This window comes from Duncaniella sp. B8, assembly GCF_005304985.1.
GTDB classification, from domain to species: Bacteria; Bacteroidota; Bacteroidia; order Bacteroidales; family Muribaculaceae; genus Duncaniella; species Duncaniella muris.
Map to the genome: position 1 here is coordinate 2,901,992 of NZ_CP040121.1, position 16,286 is coordinate 2,918,277.

Genomic DNA, 16,286 nt, shown 5'->3' on the forward strand with positions numbered 1-16,286 from the left:
TGCGAGATGACATTGGATATCAGACCGTATAAACCCCAACACTCTAAACGACACTGACGCATGGGTAAGAAACCCGGAAAGAGTTATCAAAAGAGAGTTACAGACATCAACAGGATATATGACCTTCACGCCAAAAAGGGAATTCCCAACCGGGAAATATGGCGCAGGTACATATATCCTGTGTATGGTATCTGTGAGCGTACTTTTTACAACCTTCTGAAGGCTCCGACAAAGCCGGGTTTCAGCGAGACCTTACCCGATTTACCCAATCTTTTCGATATGTTTAAAGACACGGACGATGGCGAATAATTATGACCAGATAATCAAGAACATTCTCCGCGACATACAAGTGGAGATGACCGATGAGTTCGACCGCAATTTTGAGCGACAGGCTTTCTTCTCTGAGGCTTGGCAGCGCAGAAAAAGCCCCACCCGCCCCGGAGGTCATATCCTCGTCGATACCGGTGGCCTTCGCCGCAGCATCATGAGCTATGAGACCGAAAACAGCATCGTGTTTCGTAGCGAACACCCGGCAGCGGCCATTCACAACGAGGGCGGTGAAATCAAGGTCACAGCCAAAATGAAACGATTCTTTTGGTATAAATACTATTCGACCACCGGCTCTTTCGGCAGACGCAAGGATGGCTCACAGCGTAAGGATAAGAGGACTGTTCAATTATCAACCGAGGCAGAGTTTTGGAAATTCATGGCCTTAATGAAAGTCGGCTCAACCATCAAGATACCACGCCGACGATTCCTTGGAACCGCCCCGGAGGTCGAGCAGACCGTCAGGCAAATTATCGAAGAGAACATCACCGAATTTTTCAACACCGATTTCGATATTATAGAACGATGAGAAAAGAACTTTACAACAAAATCAAACAGCGTCTGACACTCTTATGCGTCAACGCCGCCGGGGAGTATTACGAGGCTCCTCTTGACATGGACGATGATGTACGCTTCCGTGCCATCAAACATATCGACCTGTGGAACCGAAACGTGGAATTCATCGAACAGGAAGCCGCATGGGAGCGTCCGGCTGTGTTCATCGAATTCGAGCCGATACACTGGACATCTATCGTGCCGGGCATAGAGTACCGTGCAGAGGCAAGAGTGCGACTGCATATCGTGACTGATTGGGCTCCTGCCGTAGCCGATGGTTCCGACGGTTCCGGCAGATTCTTTGAGTTGCCGGATAAAATCCACGATGTCCTTGCCGGACTCAATGGTGCAAACTTCAAAGATTTCACCCTCGAAGAATCGCATACAAACCACGACCACGAGGATATCGTTGAAAGCATCGAAGTATATAACTTTATCGCGTTCAAACATACAGCCCAATAAACGCGCTGTGTCGCGTATAAATGAGAGAGCCGTTACCTTTATCGGGTGACGGCTCTCTTGCGATATATGGGCGAGAAAAAGGCCTTATGCGGCGTTGTCGGGAGGAAGGTCGGGTATCGTGAACAGCATGATGTCCGTGTACCGGGCATTGTAGTTCATCGTCGCTTTAAACTCCCTCCTTTGACAACGGGCAAACGGGTCGCCGAGCGAGGGGTGGCGACCCATCCACTCGCACAGTTCGACAATGCACGATTTCTCGGAAGTAAAATAAATGAAGTTGTGTCCGGGCAGAACCGACAGCACATCGAGGTAATCGGCGAGTCGCCAATACATACGATAGGTTCCGACATCGGTGGAAAGGTATGGCGGATCAACAAGGAACACCACACCCGGAGTGTCTTTAAATCTCTCGAACAGTTCCCGGTAATCACAGGATTCTATCTCAAGACCGGCGAGATAATCCGGGCAGGGAGCATAGTCGCTCTTACGGACATTGTTATACAATACCTCGGAGCGCATATCTTCGATGCTCAGTTTATACTTCATAGAGAACATCAATGAAGACGAGAGCGTGATGAAGTCGAGATAACCGGACTCCTGTTCCTCCTGTTCGAGCAGTTTGAATATCTGCTCGCGAGACTCACCGGTGATAGGCTTGTGCCTGTCGAAACGGTCTGAGATAGGCCGTATAAGGGAGAGTAGCCGGTTGGTGCGCCCGATATTGTTGATGCGGTGTCGGTAGTTGTCGAAGTCGTTGTAGATCACCCTTGATTCCGGGTGGTAATATTTGGTGATGTGGGACAGTAGGCCGGAGCCGCCGAACAGATCGACAAAGACCGTACCGGGTGGATACTGTTTGATTACTTCGATGAAATGCTTTGCAAACATTCGTTTTTGTCCTACGAATGGAAGCGGAGCGGAAAGGTATAATGTATGTGGATGATTGGATGTCGCCATTTTTTGATTGTTTAGACAATGCAAAGTTAGTGTACAGGCGACCGCAGCACACTATCGACGTGACGAATTACACTGCAGCCGGATTGCAGTCGCTTTGGAACCGCTTGATTAGAGTATATACCTTGCGCTCTGATACTCGATAATTGGTGGCAAGGCAAGCCACCGCATACGACACCTTTTCCCCGTCGGCAACCATTTTGTTGAAGTCAACAAAAAGGTCGATGTAGTCGGCATCCTCAAGTCTAATTCCGGATTGACGGAGCCTGTTAAGCAGTTCCCGATCACGGCTCTTTCATTTAACCTAAAATAAATAGCATATCTTCCCTTACCCGGTTCATTGAGAATCGGGTAATTTTTCCATGTCTGTATATCAAAGAGTTATTCTGGTATCAAAATCTTATTTTTTTCACTTTTGACTTAAAAATCGAATCAGTCTGGTAAAGCTCATCGAGATATGTCTGATCAGTTCGGCTATGCCTTTATTCTTATCTGATTGTTTCTTGCGAAGTCCTTTCCATATTGAGAACACCGAGTAAACTATTCTTTGTATGGTATCGAGGTTTCTGGCGGCTCTCGTCGACTTGCGTTTTATATTGTCCTGCTGAAGATTGTAGTCCAGCCCCCAGTGCATACTTTCTATTGACCAATGGTTGCGCACGAAGATTCCTGGCTTCGGAGTATGCGTAGGCATACTGCTGACGTACAGGCGTTTTTCTGAGGTGTGTACTCCTGTTGACTTTTTGACTGTGGACGATTCATACTCTATGATGGTCATGTTTCCGCCCCATTTCTTCTTGTCTGCGATAATGTCCAGTCCGTCATATACGCGGTAGGTTCTCGTCTCTATCCTGCCGTGGGCCAGTTCGGGACCTTCGGTGTAAGAATATACCGGTGTGTGTTCCACTAGCCTGTCCTCAATGCCGTATCGCAATGACGGCTGGTTGGCTTTGAGTTCTATCAGAAAGTCTCCGCCTTTCTTTCTGATTTTCTCGACAATATCCTTCTGCATAGACATTGCGTCGGCTGTGACAATCTTTCCTGCGACATCTATTTTATCAAGAAGTATCGGTATGGCCTTTATCTCGTTGCTCTTTTCCTGACAGGCTTCGGTGGCGATTGTTATGCCGGTGCTGAACGAATAGGCAGAGACGATATCCGGGCTTCGCCCGTTTTCCTGAACGGTGCCGCGCTCGGCTTTGCCGTCAATGCAGATTATTTCAATGATGCGGCTGGCGCAAGTAAGTCTTTCAAGGAATATGTCTGCGAACTGCTGCATCCTGTCGGCCATATCCATATCGTTGATGCCGTTCTCCACACGGCAAAGCGTGGCCTCAGATGGTACGCCGTTCCTTAACAGGCCCATTTTGTGTAATTTGTTGAGGTTGTATCTGCCGAACTCCAATATCTCGGCTCGTCCGATGCATCCGGCCATACGTCCGAGTATCATCAGCATGATGATATCGTTGAGGCTGTGACGGAAATTGCCTTTGTCCAATCTACGGAAATCCGGCACGGATGAGGCAAACGCTCGAAGTTCTTCCATGATACTGCGCCTTGTGTCAAATTTATTGTGTACTTTTGCGGTATGATCAGGCGCATAGGCGTCAGTCGAACAGACTTGGTCAAGTGGCTTCATTTTTTTTGGCGTAACTCTTTGATTATCACCTATAAAGTTACTAAAAATCTGCCACTTGGCCAAATTTTCATTGCACTTATTTTCTTGAAAATCAGAGGTTAAAGCCTCTCCACCCGTACTGCTCTCGCTATAAAATAACACATTTGTCGAGAATGAGACGAAATCTTAAATGAAAGAGCCGTGGTTCCCGATTGAATTTCAGTATTTCAAATATGGTCATGTCCCGAAAAATTATTAAATTTGCAGCGTCTCACTTATAAAACACCCGCGTAGGGAAGCTCAAGGAGGACTTAATGCCCCCGGCGAGCTTCCCTACGCGGGTTGTGTTAAAAGTAAGTGAGACGACTATTAACAGGCCGGGGGCATTTTTATGCCCTCCCCCGATGGGCAGATGGGTCAGTTCACTCGGTAGAGTTCCAAGTCAATCGCATCCTTGGCATTCCAACCGTCGAGCAGCGTCTTCTGAACGAACTGCATTGCGCCGGTGTAGAAGGCTGTCAAGGTGTCAAGGGTCTCGAAGGTGACATATTCCGGATTGTCATCATCTCCGAGCTTGAAGGTTACGGGCAATGTCGCTCCGGCAGTCTGAACCGCGAGGTCGTAAGCGGCCTTATAGTTAAACTGATTTTCGGTGGAGAGCCACACCATTTTGCCATCGTATCGATAGCCGGAGAGAATTCGGGAATCGGTCTGAGAGTTTATCCAACCGCTGATGATGGATTTGATTTCCTCCTCGGATGGCTTATGGTTGAATTCTTCCTCCATGTAAGAGGTGATGCCGGATTCATCGACGGACACGTCCCAACGGACACGCCATTTGTTTCTTACCGGGTTTGTACACTCAAGCAGAGCGACATCGGGATTGCCTTGGACTCGTTTCATGTTTAAGTAAAGACGTATTTGGTTTTACCTTTGCCGAAGGTCTCCGCCTTGATGGTGGTCTCGAAAGGGAAACCGTCCGGCATTTCACTAACTTGTTGGAGGATGTTTTTCATCTCCTCCGAGTTGGTGAAGAACTTCTTCTGTTCACCGTTCTGCTCGATGGCGACAACGCAGCGGTCTTCACCCTGCGAGGTCTTGACACCCATCTCGAAGTCGCGGACTACGATGGGAAGGTTCACCAGTTCCCGGATACTTACCACCGCTCCGGGGAATCGCTTCTTGCCGTCATCAGGCTTGTAAGCGACATTGAGGTCTTTGAATGATTTCATTTCTATGCCTGTTAATTTGTTAAAGAGATTATTACATTGCGCGTGCTTGGCCATTCCGTAGAACGAGGCAACAAGCACACGTCGTCTTTTACGACTTTTCACCTCGCCCATCTTCCGGGCGAACTTTTTCTTTATGCGCTTGCGGATGAGCGCATGGTCGGGATAGATGACGTATCCCAAAAAATCAATACCCTCGGTTACCGGGAAGACACGCTCGTTATATTTTATCTTGAGTCCGATGCATTCCACGCACTCGTGAATGATGTCCCGGATTCTCCACAGTTCCTCTTTGGTAGAGGCAAGAACGGCACCATCATCACAGTATCGATAATAGAAAGGCACTCCGAGACGGTCTTTAAGAATGTGATCGAGGTGAACCGACAGTAGCAGGTTGCAAAGTCCTTGGGAACTTCTCAAGCCTATACTCACCCCGGAAGGCATCATACGGATGAACCGCTCAAGTATCACAATCAATTTCTCATCCTTGAAGATGCGCCGGACGCAATTGATAATGGACTGCTGACTGACGCTCTCATAAAACTTTGAGATGTCGAACTTGTAGCAGAACCGGGTCTCATCCGGGTGTTCCCGGAGATCACGCTCGATGTAAGCCTTGAGGTCGTGCATACCGCGACCTTTGATGCTTGCCGAAGTCGTGCGGATGAAGCGGCGTTTCAGATGCTCATCGACAACAGACATCACAGCATGGACGGCGATGCGGTCTTTCATCGTGAGAACCTGTATGTGCCGTTCTTTGCCGCCCTCGATGATTGTGCGTTCCCTGTAACCACCGGCGATGAAATAGCTGCCGTCGGCAATCTGAGCCGAGAGTTCCGCTATCACCTCCTCCCGGTGTGCCAATAGCCAACGACCCTGTCGGCTCCGCTTCCGGCTTGTGCCTCGCAGAACTTGGTCGAATGACTGTGCCATATTTGGATAAGCGACAATCTCCTCTATGATATGTCCTTCTCGACGCATGGTGCGGAGCGTTTTAGAAATTTGTAACAACAGGCTCCTTGAGCCTTCCTTCTCTGAGTCCGGGTTCTTCGAGCTTTCGCCTACCAAACCCTACTCGTTCACTTGGTGTTCCGGCTTTCCGGCTTTCGCCGCTGTTGCCGAGGCTCATCCCTCTCGGCACCTCGGTGGGAACACGTTCCCGGTGATGTATGCCGATTGTTGGTTGTCCAGCCGCGAGCCGACATTCGTGTTCGCATTCGAAGCATCGTTATTCGCATTCGCGTACGACACGCCGCCATTCGCATTCGCGTTGTTGTTGCCGCGATAGACCACACGGCCTATTGAGGGACTCTGCCTTTTGAACTGCAAATTTACTCATAATTTGGCGTTCAGCAGTGAACATATCAAATTATAAGCCAAAACACAGCGGCGATGGCACCTCCGGCAACGGTAAGAATCCAATCGACCCAATCCCAATAGCAGCCGTGTAGCCTGTCTTTCAACTCAAGACATGACGCCGCCACTACCGAGGCGTATATGGCCGGGATAGCACCAAGGGCAAACAGCCCTACGAGAAGACCGCCAATGAGGTGCTTGTAGCGGTTGGAGGTCTTGAGGAATAATAAAATCTTGTCCATAAACTTTTGTATGTCAGAAATTGTTTGTATTTTTGCATTCAAGAATCGCACTGTGTGTGGGCTAAACTTGCGTAAAGCATAAGGGGTCGCCACAGTCGGTTCTTTTTTTATTGTATGGCATCTGTTATCGAATACAGGAATCGGTCATGTCTGATTTTGCCGGTACGCGATATGATGTCGGTCTCTCCGACATTGAGATAGACCTTCCTGCCGTGCAGTTCAGCCTCATAGTAGTAGAATCTCTCGATGCGGTCGCGGCGTGGTTTTGATTTCGCCACTTTTTTTATGAATTTCGCTCCGGCCAAAAGAGAATCAAGCGAGGCGAGATCATCTTTAGTCAGTACGGAACTTCTCCCGAAAGTATCGGCATATAAATGCTTGTTCCCATATTTGGAGAATCCGACATTCATAGGATGGCCGTTGCCGTTGACAGAAATTTTCTTTGTAAGGAGCGGTTCCATCTCACGCATATAATGCTTTTTGACAACGGCACTTTCGGATTTTGAAAGGTCGTTGTAACACTCATTTATAATGGCACACGCCTCGCACAGACTGTTCATCGGCCTAAATGCGAATTTCCGTTTGTTTATATCGCAGTCCCGGCAGCGGCGTATAGTGTATGGATTGTAGTCCGGCACCGTCTTTTGCTCAAGTCCGGGATTGAATCGGAATATTCCTTTGCTGTCGCGTTGCAGAGCCTCGTCGCCAAGCCTCATCGCCTCCGCGTGGGATGTCGCCGGATACTTTGACTTGCGAACCTGTACGACAGTGCATCGGCAGTTCCATCCATTCGGAGGATAGAACTCCGCCCAAAACGGGTCAGACGGAGGCAGGGTCACACCATCGAGGGCGGCGTGTTCCGGGCGAACCTTATCATCCTTTTGAGTTCGGTATTGGAGATTGTATCGGTCTCCATCCTGCATGAATCCTTCCCATTTAGCAGCCATTTCTGCCGAAGCGGTGACAAAGTTATACTCAGCCCGGAGGTAGTTTGCATTATAGGTTTGGTCGATGCTTCGAACATCGTTCAAAAAGCGTTCAAACGATTTTCGTTCGCCGTTCTCATCTACAAGTGAGGGGAAAGCCTCGTTGAGTTCGTGGAATGTTTTAATGCCAGAGAAAATAAAGTCCGAGCGGTGGAGCCTTTTGCGCATGGCATCGGACATCTTGACTTGCTCGAATGACGAGTCAAGGGCAGACGCATGGCTCTTGATGAATTCCCGGACTTGCGGAGTGGATAGAATATCGATGGAGAGCTGCGCACCTTCAGTTTTATACACAGCCTTCATCATTCCGTTGAACAGAACGGAGAGCTGCTTGCGTATTTCGTCCTCACGCTCTTTGCGCCCGGCCATGAACACCTCCGGCATATCCTTGAGCAGACGGGCATAGCGTTCATGCAGCCCCACATAGTCAGTGGGGCTTAGTCGAAAAAAGGTCTGCCGTTCTTTTGCTTGCCCTTATCATCCGCCTTCGTGTCATCGCCATCTTCCCCATCACCTCCGGGTGGTATGATTGGTGCGGTCTCCCGACGGTCTCCCACAGGCATGCCGTATTTGTCGGCAAAGTATGAAGGGTCAACATCGAAATTGTTGAGAACCATAGTCTCGTATGCAATCTGTTGTTCCGGGGTATAATCCACTGCATCGTCCCATTCAAAGCGCAAGCCTTTGAGGGGGAAACCGTGCTTGATCATCCGGGGAATAAGCTGATTGTTCACGATGTCGCGGAGCATATCGCGGTCGGACTCCACAAGGTTCTCGAAAACCTGCAAGTGTGTTTCTGACTGCGACAGTGAAGAACCGTCCTCAATGGTCATGGTCTGGCCGATGGTCAGTTTCGACAGTTCCGAATTGGCACGGTCAATGCGCTTGTCATATACATTGAAGGCATCGCCTTTGCCGGATTCGACAAACTGAACTTCCGTCTCCATGCCGGTCACCATGCCGAGATTGCTTCCGGCTTCCTGTATCATCTGCTCAAGGCGTTTCCACTCCTTTGGGTCGCGTGTTGTTGTCTTTGCGACACGCATAGGCATACCGAATATTTCGGCAAAGGCATCCCAAAACGCGAGTGCGTTCTTTTTGGGTATTGTCTGTTGTGCCGCTTTGAGGAAGAGTCCGAGATCATCGGGTTGTCCGGCTTCTATCAACCAATCCGAATATGGCCTTTCGTGGTAGTCTATGCCCGAAGTCCAGTCATCCCCTACATTTTGGACACAGCGGTGATACTCCGAGATAACGTGCTTGCGAGGTATAAGCCGGACACCGTCATAAGACAGGCACCCGTCCCCGTCCTGCGTGAGCTCTCCGAGTTCAATCAATGAGTGGCCGAACCACAACGAATCGTGGCACAGGCGCAGAAGCTGTTTGAACCAGGATTGATCGAAATAATGCATGGCAGACTCATCCTCGTCGCCGGATTCATTGACGAGCTTAAACGAGCGTGACATTACGAACCCTCGCCGCTGCTCGATACAGCCGGAGAGGTGGAGGTCAACGGCAACGTCCCTGTAAATGTCATAAAGACGCTGCCGGTTAGGGTTGTCAACATTTATTGCGAGCTGCCATGCCGCCCTCCAATCCGCTATGTCCTTTCGCGTCAGTGCATCGGTAGTCCGATGTATGTCCATGACGATGCTCTGAAACTTTGCCCGGTCTTTCGGCTTGGCAAGATTCAGTTCTCCGTATGGGGTCTGGAGTATCATGGGGTCGCTCTTTTTGGAGCGGAAGTTCTCAAGGAATTTGTCGAGTACGCCCATAGTATTACCAATTATGACGGAGCCGTGGCTCCGAGTGAAATATTGTGCCGTTCATGACGGGAGTGTGCTCTTCCTCAATCAGCGGCAAGTCCGGGATGATTTTGCCTGACTGAACACCCTCAAGCCATTCGATAGCCCGTTCATAACGCTCCTTGCGTATCTCGATACCCATCTTCTGAGGGAGTGAGGCAACAAGATGATAGAGGGCTATGTCGGCAGTCCGCATGACAATAAGCCTGTTCCGGGCATCCCCTTCGGCTGAAAAAATCGCCTCGCAATCATAGACAGGACGCAGATACCCGGAGATTTCCTCGATTGCCTCAAGTTCCGCGTTGGCGCGGTTTTCCTCAGAGGCACGTGAGATAACCTTGAGCGCATCTTCGCCTATGACCACGGCGTAGTCGGTGTCGGTGATAAACATGATGCTGAAGTTAAGTTGTTACGAAAAGAGCGTGTCTCTCGATATCCTCGACGGTCACGCCTTTGCGGAACCGTTTGCGCTTGATAAGTTCCTTGATTGTCTGTTTCGGGACGACTTTGAGAGAGCCGCCGAGGTTGATGACGTAATACTTCCTGCCGAACAGTCCGGCGAGTTTTTTTGCTTTGCGCACGGCTCTCTTGAAACGCCATGCGGCATAATACTTTTTGATGGTCTTGAACATATCACCATGAATTTTTAGGGTGCCGACGCGGTATCGACACCGGTTTGAATGTCTCTTGTCTCGTGCTTCGCTGTAGAAACCATATAGCACCTTCGTCTGCGTCCGGCGCGTCATCATGGACACGGGAGCCACGTTCAAGTGCAAGAGTCTGCTCTATGCCTACCTCCATGTCCGGGGTACCCTTGAGAGCTTCGTTGTAGAATACGAATCCACGCTCCCACAGAGGCGAGACCGCCTCGATGCGTTGAATCTTCTCTGGCTTTTTTCGGGTGTCCGGCATGATTGGCAGCTGATAGCCGCGAATGTTTCCTTCAGTCGCAAACTCATCGAGGATAATATCCTGCATAAAATTCGCCTCCATATAGAATGTCACTACGACATTCTCCGGCAAACTTTCATAGAGGTTGTATAGCCAACGCACCATCCCGGAAACGGTATCCTGTCGGACGTATGTGTCGATAAGGTGCAGCTCGGTTCCTATCTTACCCCACAGGCGACACGCCTTGTAGTCATTGGCTGTGGTCGACTTGAAAGACGGGTCGGTGTAGCAGACAAGCATATCGTACTTGTCGAGTTTGGGCATACGCTTGAACCGAATCCATTCATGCCTGAAGATGGTGCCGTCCGTGATGGGGTTGTGCATCATCTCCTTTTCCCATGCCCTGTATCCGACAAAATCCTTATATTCCTGTGCTTCCTCCTTAGTCCATTTTTCAGCCCATACAGGGTTCCCATCGCTGTCAACGGCCTTTATCTCGGACACATGAACACCTTTGGAAGCGGCAATATTGGCAAGCACAGAGTTTTTGGAGATAAGGTTGCCGACCATGATAAAACGACCACGGCCAACGTCGAGCGCACCGAACAGAGCCTCCTTCACCCAATCGGTCAAATCTTTTATACGCTTTTCATTCCGGCATATCTCGTCATCGTCCAAGTCATCGATGACAATATAGTCCGGGCGAGCCTCGCGGTCACGGAGACCACGGGGAGACTGTCCACGGCCAACAGCGAGGAACTTGGCACCGCCCTTGGTCTTGAATTCCCCCTCAAGCCAAGAACCGAGGTTTTTTTGCTCGCCGAAGTCAGCGATCAATTTCTGATTGAATTCAAGTTCGGCCTGTAAATCGCCGAGCAGACGTATTGCGTTGTCCTCGGACTTGCCGACGGTTATCATAAAATTGATGAGTCTCTTCGGTTGGAAAATAAGCCAAAGAGGAATGAACACACCGATATGGGTTGACTTGGCATGACCTCTCGGCCATTTGAACACAGCCTTGAGGTTGGGGGTATTCCTTATCTTCAGAGCGGCCTTCGTGTGGAATGGAGCGTTGTGTATCGTCTTGATGATCTCGCCGGTTGTCTTGTCGCGCAATGTAAGGAAATGGGCGAAGTAATACTCGCAGAACTCGTCATAGTTCGAGAGCAGCCGCTTTATGCGCCTGTCGCGTTCAACCGGGGTCTCTTTGGCGATAGCCATAGACACAGCCGTCAGCGTCTGAACCTCCCGGCAATGTTCCTGCCACCGTTCAAACGCCTCCTTCTGCTCTTTTGTCCATTTAGTCGCCATAGCAAACGAGAGTTCCCTTGTTAAAAGATTCTATGAGGAACCCGTCCTGCAACCTGTTTACAGTCTTGATAAGCTCAAGTGTGATCTCTGGGTCTGTCTTAGCACGGAATTCAAGATATTTCGAGAAGGCGGTGAATACTTCTATTGCCGCCACGACGTTAGCCTGTGACTTGTCAAGTTTATCAATGGCGGCTGTCAGTTTGGACAGCTTGTCTCCGAGACTGTCGATAAGGTTGAGGTCGCCGGAGGCGTTCACTTTGTCAAGAAGGGTGTTTGTGGCAAGCAGCAGCTTCTTGATCAGTTCCGGGCGTGATATTGTTTTTGCCGCACGGGTTTCCTTCCATCCGTCGGCGGTACACCATTTCGATATAGTTACCCTCGATACGCCGACCATGTCCGCGATCTCGGTCTGCTCCTTCCCGGACATATACAAGGTACGGGCAAGGTCTTTTTTTCTTTCGAGTTCTGCTTTTGTCATGTTGATAATGATTTTGCGCGGTTACATTTCGGCAAGCATGATGGTGTCGAGCCGAAAAACTATGCAAATTTGGAGAGTTCACGCCTAAGAGCAAAAAAAGTGTGCAACGGTTTCATACAAGTGTGCAACCGTTGCACACTTTCTTGTCGGGCAGAGGATTACGTCGTAATATTGCACCGAATTTCAAACGCAACGACCGCAATGGGAAAAAGAGTAAGAATGACTGATGACAGTCTCAACAGCCACGGAAGCCGGGTATTGACAGCCGGGTGTGACACCGCACAATATGAGCGGAACCCTGTGCTGCTGTACATGCACGAGCGCGGCAAGGTCATCGGTTACATGAAGGACATCGAGGTCAAGAATGGCGAGATCAGCGGCGAGCCGGTCTTCGACTGCGCGACTGAATTGTCCAAGCAGTGTAAAAAACAATGGGAGGTAGGTTCTCTCCGAATGGTCAGCATCGGAATCGATGTCCTTGAGCTTAGTGAAAAGCCGGAACATCTCGTTGCCGGGCAGACTGCGCCGACCATTACGAAGAGCAAGATCTTCGAGACCTCCATAGTTGACATCGGAGCCAATGACAATGCCATAGTCATGCGCCACAACGGAAAGCAGATAACGCTGGGCAGGGACAGCGAAAATCCCCTGCCTATGCTCAGTAATAAACCTCAAACAACAAAACAACAAATGGAACTCAAGACCATCGCCCTCAAACTGGGTTTGCCGGAAACGGCTGACGAGACCGCCGTGCTTGCAAAAATCGGCGAGCTGAACCTTACTGCCGCAGAAGTGGAGCAGCTCAAAAAAGACAAGGATGCGCTGACTCTCTCGCAGGTTACTTCTGCCGTCGAGACCGCCATCAAGGAAAACCGTCTCACACCCGATAAGAAGGAACATTTCATCAACCTTGGCAAGACAATCGGCATCGACAGTCTCAAGGCGACCCTCGACGCAATGACCCCGGCGGCAAAGCTCAGTAAAACCATCACTCCGTCTAACGGTAGCACACCCCCTGCCGGTCAGAAGACCTACAACAAGTTCCGCGAGGTTCCCGAAGATGAACTCCGCAAAATGCGCAGCGAGAATCCGACAGAATATCGCCGTCTCTTCAAAGCCGAATATGGCTACGATTGCAACATCTAACCAAAAATATCAACAATGATGAAAACAGCATCCAAAACCATCTGCGCTCTGCTTTTCAATATGCTCATGGGCGCAATCATCGCAACGCTTCTCGGCGTTCCCCCTCTCGTCGGTATGCTCTTCATGGTGGCCATAGGCATCACCATGAGCTTCGCGCCGGTCCCCAAAGGCGCACTCCGTGCCGGAGTCTATACCGAGGTATGGACAGGCGAGCTTGTGAAAGGACTCCGCGAGTTCCTAACAGGCTCATGGCTCGACGGTGTTCCTGACCAATCGTCTATCGTCAACAACGATGTCATCCACCTTGTAGAAGTGGGTGTTGACCCCGATGTCCTCATCAATAACACGACCTATCCGATTCCGCTTCAGGCACTCGAAGATAAGGATATCGCCATCTCGCTCGACAAATTCCAGACAAAGGTCACTCCCGTCACCGACGATGAACTGTATGCCATTTCGTATGACAAGATGTCCCGTGTCAAGGAAAGCCATGCCAACGCCCTCAGCGATGCTAAATTCGCAAAAGCGGCACACGCACTGTGCGCACAGGAGAATACAGACAAGACACCCGTCCTTAAGACTACCGGCGCAGCAGACCCCACAACAGGCCGACATCGTCTTACCCTTAACGACCTAATCAGTCTGAAAGAGGCTCTCGACAACCTCAAGGTGCCGGCCTCGAATCGTCGTCTTGTCCTTTGCCCCGACCATGTAAACGACCTGCTGCGTTCCGAGCAGACATTCCGTGAGCAGTTCAATATCAACCGCAATACCGGCACTGTCGGCAATCTGTATGGCTTTGACATCTATACTTACGGAGACAACCCTGTCTATACAACCGCCGGTAAGAAAAAGGCAGTCCAAGCAGCTGCAAGTGCAGGTGAATTCCAGTGTTCATTTGCCTTCTATGTTCCCCGTGTGTTCAAGGCTACCGGCTCCACAAAGATGTATTACAGCGAGGCTTCGACCGACCCCGAATACCAGCGTAATAAAATCAACTTCCGCCATTACTTCATCGCAATGCCTAAGAAGGCTGATGCCGGTGCTGTAATGATGAGTGGCTATACCGCTCCGACTACAGGTGGCGGTACACAGACTGAAGGTAAGTAACGCATGGCAAGACTCAAGTATCTTGTAATTCACTGCACCGCCACCCCGGAGGGTCGTGATGTGTCCGCCGCAGACATACGGCGTATGCATTGCTCCCCGGTGAGTGCCGGTGGCAGGGGATGGAAGCAGGTAGGCTACACAGACCTGTTCCGGCTCGACGGCACAGTCGAGCGTCTTGTGAATAATAACGAGGATGCCAATGTCGATCCGTGGGAAGTTACCAACGGAGCCAAGGGCTACAACTCCATCAGCCGACACATCGTGTATGCAGGTGGCTGTGACGAGTCTATGAATCCGAAGGATACCCGGACAGCGGCTCAGAAAAAAGCAATGGCCGCTTACGTCCTCAATTTCCACCGCCGGTTCCCCGATGTCAAGATCATAGGACACCGCGACCTGTCGCCCGACCTTAACGGCAATGGCATCATCGAACCCTTCGAGTTTATGAAAGCGTGTCCGAGCTTTGAAGTTTCGGAGTGGCTTAAATCTATCGGCATCAACCAATAATCAACAAATCCGAGTGGCTATGACATTCAGTGAAATTCTTAACATACTTCTTGGCGGTGGCTTCCTTGCCTTAATGGTGGGTGTCATTACGCTCAAGGCGACAGTCCGAAAGGCCAACGCCGATGCCGAGAGAGCAAAGGCCGATGCCGAAAGTGTGCGCATCACCAACACTGAGAACGCCACCCGGATTCTTGTAGAAAACATCGTCAAACCTTTAAAAGAGGAACTCAATGCAACCAGAGAAGACCTACAGGCAACGAAAAAGGAGATGGCCTCTACCAAGAGAGAGATGGCGCGTCTCCGCAAGGCTGTCGAAGCTGCTTCCGGCTGTCCTCATTCCGATGGCTGTCCTGTGCTGCGTAAGTTGCGCGACAACCAAAAAGACACAGACGGAACAGATTCAGGCAGTGCAGACGGTAGAGAAGCACGATACCATAACAGTGATAAGGCAGATACACAAGGAGACGGTGCCGATGAGTCAGGCTCGGATAACCGTATCCGTGGACAGCCTCCTTAAACTCCCGGCAGGAGCGTCGTACCATAAGCGCAGCGGTCAAGCCGGAGCCGAGGTCTCCTTAAGAGGCGACACAATCTTCGTCACCGCGACCTGCGACAGTCTTCAGCGCGAAGTGGAATATTACGAGGAGCAATACCAAGCCACCCTCGAAGCTCTCGACAACCTCAAGGAGAGCGTTCAAACGGAGCGCGAACACCGTTCAAATCCAATTAAAATCGCATTGGCGGCATTTATTGCCGGACTGTTTGTCGGCGTACTCTCAACAATAATCATCTTATCAAAATCCCGATATGGAAAAAAATAAAAACTTCCTGTATGGCATCGGCTCGCTTGCTTTCGATGACTTTACGATGGGCTACATCGAAAAAGGCTCATTCGATTTCGGAGGCACCAAGCCGGAATCCGTCGATGTGGAGGCCGAGCAGGTTCCCGATGCGCCGGTTCTGACCCTGCTTCAGAAAAATGGTCAGATTGCCCCGACCTTCAACCTCATTCAGCTCAACTACGAGAATATCGCGGCTGTGCTCGGTGGCAAACTTATCGGCACCAAACCGAACTACACCGGCTGGGAGGCTCCTTCCGACCTCGTTCAAAAGTCCGGCAAGTGGACAATCAATCTCGTTTCCGGCCAAGTGATCACCATTCCCAACGGCACCATTCTCGCAAGCCTTGCCGGTAAGCTCACACTTACCGAAGTCGCAAAGCTCGAATGTCAGCTCAAGGTCAACAAACCGACCGATGGCTCTGCGCCATATTCCATCAAAGACGCTCCGGCTTCGGCAGGTTAGTAAC

At 50.3% G+C, this 16,286-nt stretch carries 21 protein-coding genes; 9 read left to right on the forward strand and 12 right to left on the reverse strand.

Annotated features, from left to right (window positions below; genetic code table 11):
• Window positions 1-60 precede the first annotated feature (60 nt).
• The 3 genes from FDZ78_RS12340 to FDZ78_RS12350 are packed head-to-tail and all read left to right on the forward strand — an operon-like array spanning window position 61 to window position 1,344.
• On the forward strand, window positions 61-309 hold the full coding sequence (locus tag FDZ78_RS12340) for a hypothetical protein (protein WP_136408652.1): 249 nt from the start codon (window positions 61-63) through the stop codon (window positions 307-309).
• Window positions 299-856 (forward strand): phage virion morphogenesis protein, encoded by a 558-nt coding sequence (locus FDZ78_RS12345; protein WP_136408653.1) that lies wholly within the window; start codon window positions 299-301, stop codon window positions 854-856. The genes FDZ78_RS12340 and FDZ78_RS12345 overlap by 11 nt, the downstream gene beginning before the upstream one ends.
• The gene (locus tag FDZ78_RS12350; RefSeq protein WP_370291693.1) at window positions 853-1,344 is read left to right on the forward strand and encodes a hypothetical protein; all 492 of its coding nucleotides are present in this window, start codon (window positions 853-855) and stop codon (window positions 1,342-1,344) included. The genes FDZ78_RS12345 and FDZ78_RS12350 overlap by 4 nt, the downstream gene beginning before the upstream one ends.
• Window positions 1,345-1,428: 84 nt before the next feature.
• On the opposite strand, the gene FDZ78_RS12355 is transcribed toward FDZ78_RS12350, so the two are convergent.
• From FDZ78_RS12355 to FDZ78_RS12415, 12 genes are all read right to left on the reverse strand, one after another.
• Window positions 1,429-2,301 (reverse strand): DNA adenine methylase, encoded by an 873-nt coding sequence (locus FDZ78_RS12355; RefSeq protein WP_136408654.1) that lies wholly within the window; start codon window positions 2,299-2,301, stop codon window positions 1,429-1,431.
• 67 nt (window positions 2,302-2,368) lie between these two features.
• Complete coding sequence (locus tag FDZ78_RS14865) at window positions 2,369-2,575, reverse strand: hypothetical protein (RefSeq protein ID WP_136409187.1); 207 nt, start codon at window positions 2,573-2,575, stop codon at window positions 2,369-2,371.
• 132 nt (window positions 2,576-2,707) lie between these two features.
• On the reverse strand, window positions 2,708-3,937 hold the full coding sequence (locus FDZ78_RS12365; protein ID WP_240740280.1) for an ISAs1 family transposase: 1,230 nt from the start codon (window positions 3,935-3,937) through the stop codon (window positions 2,708-2,710).
• A gap of 396 nt (window positions 3,938-4,333) precedes the next feature.
• The gene (locus tag FDZ78_RS12370; RefSeq protein WP_136408655.1) at window positions 4,334-4,819 is read right to left on the reverse strand and encodes a hypothetical protein; all 486 of its coding nucleotides are present in this window, start codon (window positions 4,817-4,819) and stop codon (window positions 4,334-4,336) included.
• 2 nt (window positions 4,820-4,821) lie between these two features.
• Window positions 4,822-6,126 (reverse strand): reverse transcriptase domain-containing protein, encoded by a 1,305-nt coding sequence (locus tag FDZ78_RS12375; protein WP_136408656.1) that lies wholly within the window; start codon window positions 6,124-6,126, stop codon window positions 4,822-4,824.
• Between the two features lie 383 nt (window positions 6,127-6,509).
• Entirely contained in the window at window positions 6,510-6,743 is a 234-nt protein-coding gene (locus FDZ78_RS12385) for a hypothetical protein (RefSeq protein WP_136408658.1), read from the reverse strand.
• Window positions 6,744-6,850: 107 nt separating this feature from the next.
• Window positions 6,851-8,152, reverse strand: coding sequence for a phage minor head protein (locus FDZ78_RS12390; RefSeq protein WP_240740281.1), 1,302 nt, complete (start codon window positions 8,150-8,152; stop codon window positions 6,851-6,853).
• Between the two features lie 14 nt (window positions 8,153-8,166).
• Window positions 8,167-9,504 carry a DUF935 family protein gene (locus tag FDZ78_RS12395; protein WP_136408659.1) on the reverse strand — a complete coding sequence of 446 codons (1,338 nt, stop codon included), beginning with the start codon at window positions 9,502-9,504 and terminating at the stop codon, window positions 8,167-8,169.
• A 4-nt stretch (window positions 9,505-9,508) separates the two neighbouring features.
• The gene (locus FDZ78_RS12400; RefSeq protein WP_136408660.1) at window positions 9,509-9,925 is read right to left on the reverse strand and encodes a phage protein Gp36 family protein; all 417 of its coding nucleotides are present in this window, start codon (window positions 9,923-9,925) and stop codon (window positions 9,509-9,511) included.
• 10 nt (window positions 9,926-9,935) lie between these two features.
• Entirely contained in the window at window positions 9,936-10,166 is a 231-nt protein-coding gene (locus tag FDZ78_RS12405) for a hypothetical protein (protein WP_136408661.1), read from the reverse strand.
• A 1-nt stretch (window position 10,167) separates the two neighbouring features.
• Complete coding sequence (locus tag FDZ78_RS12410) at window positions 10,168-11,736, reverse strand: hypothetical protein (protein ID WP_136408662.1); 1,569 nt, start codon at window positions 11,734-11,736, stop codon at window positions 10,168-10,170.
• Window positions 11,726-12,214, reverse strand: a complete 489-nt coding sequence (locus tag FDZ78_RS12415; protein WP_136408663.1) for a DUF1804 family protein — start codon at window positions 12,212-12,214, stop codon at window positions 11,726-11,728. Before FDZ78_RS12415 ends, FDZ78_RS12410 begins: the two co-directional genes overlap by 11 nt.
• Before the next feature lie 201 nt (window positions 12,215-12,415).
• On the opposite strand from FDZ78_RS12415, the gene FDZ78_RS12420 reads away from it, so the two are divergent.
• The 6 genes from FDZ78_RS12420 (at window position 12,416) to FDZ78_RS12445 (ending at window position 16,282) form a co-directional block, all read left to right on the forward strand.
• The gene (locus tag FDZ78_RS12420) at window positions 12,416-13,360 is read left to right on the forward strand and encodes a phage protease (protein WP_136408664.1); all 945 of its coding nucleotides are present in this window, start codon (window positions 12,416-12,418) and stop codon (window positions 13,358-13,360) included.
• 114 nt (window positions 13,361-13,474) lie between these two features.
• Entirely contained in the window at window positions 13,475-14,470 is a 996-nt protein-coding gene (locus FDZ78_RS12425; RefSeq protein WP_370291906.1) for a hypothetical protein, read from the forward strand.
• A gap of 3 nt (window positions 14,471-14,473) precedes the next feature.
• Window positions 14,474-14,977 (forward strand): N-acetylmuramoyl-L-alanine amidase, encoded by a 504-nt coding sequence (locus FDZ78_RS12430; RefSeq protein WP_136408666.1) that lies wholly within the window; start codon window positions 14,474-14,476, stop codon window positions 14,975-14,977.
• A gap of 19 nt (window positions 14,978-14,996) precedes the next feature.
• Window positions 14,997-15,494: a hypothetical protein gene (locus tag FDZ78_RS12435; RefSeq protein ID WP_136408667.1), complete on the forward strand. Its 498-nt coding sequence runs from the start codon at window positions 14,997-14,999 to the stop codon at window positions 15,492-15,494.
• Complete coding sequence (locus tag FDZ78_RS12440; protein ID WP_136408668.1) at window positions 15,478-15,798, forward strand: hypothetical protein; 321 nt, start codon at window positions 15,478-15,480, stop codon at window positions 15,796-15,798. Before FDZ78_RS12435 ends, FDZ78_RS12440 begins: the two co-directional genes overlap by 17 nt.
• On the forward strand, window positions 15,785-16,282 hold the full coding sequence (locus tag FDZ78_RS12445; RefSeq protein ID WP_136408669.1) for a hypothetical protein: 498 nt from the start codon (window positions 15,785-15,787) through the stop codon (window positions 16,280-16,282). Before FDZ78_RS12440 ends, FDZ78_RS12445 begins: the two co-directional genes overlap by 14 nt.
• Window positions 16,283-16,286 lie beyond the last annotated feature (4 nt).

Bases quoted from the DNA above. Each gene is read 5' to 3' on its own strand.
- FDZ78_RS12410 (WP_136408662.1), bottom strand. From the start codon at position 11,736: ATGGCGACTAAATGGACAAAAGAGCAGAAGGAGGCGTTTGAACGGTGG.
- FDZ78_RS12385 (WP_136408658.1), bottom strand. From the start codon at position 6,743: ATGGACAAGATTTTATTATTCCTCAAGACCTCCAACCGCTACAAGCAC.
- FDZ78_RS12430 (WP_136408666.1), top strand. From the start codon at position 14,474: ATGGCAAGACTCAAGTATCTTGTAATTCACTGCACCGCCACCCCGGAG.
- FDZ78_RS12370 (WP_136408655.1), bottom strand. From the start codon at position 4,819: ATGAAACGAGTCCAAGGCAATCCCGATGTCGCTCTGCTTGAGTGTACA.
- FDZ78_RS12345 (WP_136408653.1), top strand. From the start codon at position 299: ATGGCGAATAATTATGACCAGATAATCAAGAACATTCTCCGCGACATA.
- FDZ78_RS12400 (WP_136408660.1), bottom strand. From the start codon at position 9,925: ATGTTTATCACCGACACCGACTACGCCGTGGTCATAGGCGAAGATGCG.
- FDZ78_RS12415 (WP_136408663.1), bottom strand. From the start codon at position 12,214: ATGACAAAAGCAGAACTCGAAAGAAAAAAAGACCTTGCCCGTACCTTG.
- FDZ78_RS12420 (WP_136408664.1), top strand. From the start codon at position 12,416: ATGGGAAAAAGAGTAAGAATGACTGATGACAGTCTCAACAGCCACGGA.
- FDZ78_RS12435 (WP_136408667.1), top strand. From the start codon at position 14,997: ATGACATTCAGTGAAATTCTTAACATACTTCTTGGCGGTGGCTTCCTT.
- FDZ78_RS12375 (WP_136408656.1), bottom strand. From the start codon at position 6,126: ATGCGTCGAGAAGGACATATCATAGAGGAGATTGTCGCTTATCCAAAT.
- FDZ78_RS12340 (WP_136408652.1), top strand. From the start codon at position 61: ATGGGTAAGAAACCCGGAAAGAGTTATCAAAAGAGAGTTACAGACATC.
- FDZ78_RS12445 (WP_136408669.1), top strand. From the start codon at position 15,785: ATGGAAAAAAATAAAAACTTCCTGTATGGCATCGGCTCGCTTGCTTTC.
- FDZ78_RS12350 (WP_370291693.1), top strand. From the start codon at position 853: ATGAGAAAAGAACTTTACAACAAAATCAAACAGCGTCTGACACTCTTA.
- FDZ78_RS12425 (WP_370291906.1), top strand. From the start codon at position 13,475: ATGCTCTTCATGGTGGCCATAGGCATCACCATGAGCTTCGCGCCGGTC.
- FDZ78_RS12405 (WP_136408661.1), bottom strand. From the start codon at position 10,166: ATGTTCAAGACCATCAAAAAGTATTATGCCGCATGGCGTTTCAAGAGA.
- FDZ78_RS12395 (WP_136408659.1), bottom strand. From the start codon at position 9,504: ATGGGCGTACTCGACAAATTCCTTGAGAACTTCCGCTCCAAAAAGAGC.
- FDZ78_RS12355 (WP_136408654.1), bottom strand. From the start codon at position 2,301: ATGGCGACATCCAATCATCCACATACATTATACCTTTCCGCTCCGCTT.
- FDZ78_RS12365 (WP_240740280.1), bottom strand. From the start codon at position 3,937: ATGAAGCCACTTGACCAAGTCTGTTCGACTGACGCCTATGCGCCTGAT.